The organism is Stenotrophomonas sp. C3(2023) (assembly GCF_032911385.1).
Taxonomy (GTDB): domain Bacteria; phylum Pseudomonadota; class Gammaproteobacteria; order Xanthomonadales; family Xanthomonadaceae; genus Stenotrophomonas.
Genome location: NZ_JAWJLO010000003.1, coordinates 1 through 2,598, shown reverse-complemented (window position 1 = coordinate 2,598; position 2,598 = coordinate 1). Strand labels below are relative to the sequence as shown.

The window sequence follows — 2,598 nt, the reverse complement described above, 5'->3', positions numbered from 1 at the left end:
TCGATCCGAGCAATCCGGTGATCATCGATGATGCGGACCCGAACAATCCGACGGTCAAGGACCCGACGGTGCTGGACAACATCGGTGGTGTCAGCGTGGGCGTGGATGGCGACGGGATCAAGCTGGGCGGGACGCGGATTGATCTGGATCAGTTGTGTGGTAAGGATAATCAGCGGTGTCTCAGAACTGAAGGAACTAACGATCTCATTCTTGATGTGAATGGACGAGTTCAGTGGAATGCCGACGCCGCAGGAATTAGTTTGTCAGCGTTCTTGCAGACGCCGCAAGGCATGAAGATGGGGGGGCTGACGGGTGGTATCCAAGGGATAGAAGGAACGCTGGCCGGTACTGCCTATTCGAGTGGCAGTTGGCAGGACCGCCTGATCGAGTTCTTCGCTGGCCCGCATGACTACCTTGGTGGCCAAGGTGTAGGACTGTATGACGAGCAAGGCAATGCGGTCCGGAACCGTCCTTTTATGCTGAAGGTGGCTCATAACACGTGGAGTGTGCTCGCCATTCCTCCTGCGGCGCCGTTCGCGATGGCAAAAGGACTGCCCCCCGGGGTTTGGCAGGCAATTATTACTCTCGTGAAGGAATCACCATGAATCGATTCATCATTATGGTTTTGATGTTCGCTGCTTTAGTCGGCTTGGGCGGCTGCACCATAGGGAACTGGAATATTTGCGGTCCCCAAACTCCGCAGGCTTACTGTGATAAGAAAGCATATAACGAGTTGGTTAATCCGACTCCTCCTCGAGACCGCTGGGTGAAAGAAGATGCTGGCCCCGATGCGCTAGCTTTGGATTGGCAGGCTTGTGGTGGGGAGCGTGACGGGGGGATTGGGCTGAATCGTGTGAGCGTCTCTGGTAAGGAAGCGGCCGATCTTTCACGCGAAAAGTTCTACTCCGTGCAGCGCTGCATGATGGGTAAGTCATACAAGTACGCTGGAACCTGTGAAGGTGATATCCCAAGTCGCTATCCCGCTTGTCAGGCCAGGTCTAGATGACACGAATCAGATTGCTGATCGGTCCAACGATCTGTCTGGCGTTGTTTCCGGGCTGCACGATAGGAAACTGGAATATCTGTGGCCCTCAGACACCGCGCGCATACTGCGACAAAGAGGCGTACAAAGCGTTGGTTCATCCCGTGGTGCCTCGTGATGACTGGGCAAAGGCAGGTGTGAGTAGCGAAATTCAGTCGTCGGACTGGCAAGGGTGTGGTGGTATGAAGAATGGCGATATTGCGCCAGATCTCCAAGGAGCCACCGGACTGGAAGCTGTCAATCTGTCTCGTGATAAGTACTATTCTGCTCAGCGCTGCATGATGAGCAAGGGCTACCAGTACAGGGGCACATGCGAAGGGGATATCCCTGGTCGCTTCCCAGCCTGTCAAGCTAAATCAGACTGATCTGAGGCGTCCATGATTTGTGCATTCGTGAGCATGGCGCAGCCGGCTCCAGCGTCACCGCTGGCGGTGATGTGCGCATCAGCGCCACCGGCGCCGGCGCGGACTCCAACCTGACCGTGGTGGGCAGTGACATCAATGCCGGCAACAACGCCTATCTGCGCGCCGACGGCGATATCGCGCTGCTGGCCGCGCAGAACATCCAGGACACGCAGCGCAACAGCAGCGCTGCCAGTGGCGGCGTCGGTGTGGCGATCAGCATAGGCTCCGGTGGCGCCAGCGCGGGCATCACCGCCAATGCCAGCGGCGCGCGTGGCAAGGGCGAGGGTACCGACGTGAGCTGGATCAACAGCCATGTCAACGCAGGCAACACGCTGGTGCTCGAATCCGGGGGCGACACCACGCTGCGCGGTGCGGTGGCCAGTGGCCGCCAGGTGATCGCCGATATCGGTGGTGACCTGAACATCGAGAGCCTGCAGGACACCTCCACCTTCCACAGCAAGGACACCAGTGCCGGTGGCAGCGTGACGGTGGGCGTTGGTTTCTCCGGCAGCGCCAGTTTTGCCAATACCAAGGTGGACGGCGACTTCGCCAGCGTGGTCGAGCAGAGTGGCTTGAAGGCCGGCGAGGGCGGATTCCAGGTGCAGGTAGGTGGCAACACCGATCTTGTCGGCGGCGTGATCGCCTCGAGCCAGCAGGCCATCGCCGAGGGGCGCAACCAGCTGATCACCAGCACGCTGAGCGCACGCGATCTGCACAACCGTAGCGAGTACGAGGCCAGCAGCCTGAGCCTGTCCGGTGGCTTCAGCAAGAGCGGCAGTGGTGGGCCTTCCGGTGCCGGCAACAGTGCGCTGGGCAACGACGGCACCCCGGGCGCCGGCGGCGCGGCCGGGCAGGGCAGCAGTTGGGCCTGGCAGAATCATGGCAACGACGCCAGCCTGGCCGCGCCCGGCTATGCCAGTGACAAGGGTAGCGAGAGCAGCACCACGCGCAGTGGCATCAGCGAAGGTGCGCTGACCATCACCGACGGCAATGCGCAGGTGGCCAGCACCGGCAAGAACGTCGAGCAGACGCTGGCAGGGCTGGAGCGCGGGGTACTCAGCAGTGATGATGCCAATGGGCTGGTACGCACCTGGGATCCGGTGGCGCTGGCGGCGAAGGTGCAGGCTGAAGCACAGATCACGGCGGCCGCCT

The 2,598-nt window shown here is 60.5% G+C and carries 3 protein-coding genes; all 3 read left to right on the top strand.

Annotated features, from left to right (window positions below):
- Positions 1-605: hypothetical protein (locus RZA67_RS16325; RefSeq protein WP_317214105.1), on the top strand; the 605-nt coding region annotated here is incomplete at its 5' end.
- Positions 602-1,006: a hypothetical protein gene (locus RZA67_RS16320; protein ID WP_317214104.1), complete on the top strand. Its 405-nt coding sequence runs from the start codon at positions 602-604 to the stop codon at positions 1,004-1,006. The genes RZA67_RS16325 and RZA67_RS16320, both read left to right, overlap by 4 nt.
- A gap of 418 nt (positions 1,007-1,424) precedes the next feature.
- On the top strand, positions 1,425-2,598 hold a 1,174-nt coding region (locus RZA67_RS16315; protein ID WP_317214102.1), incomplete at its 3' end, for a hemagglutinin repeat-containing protein.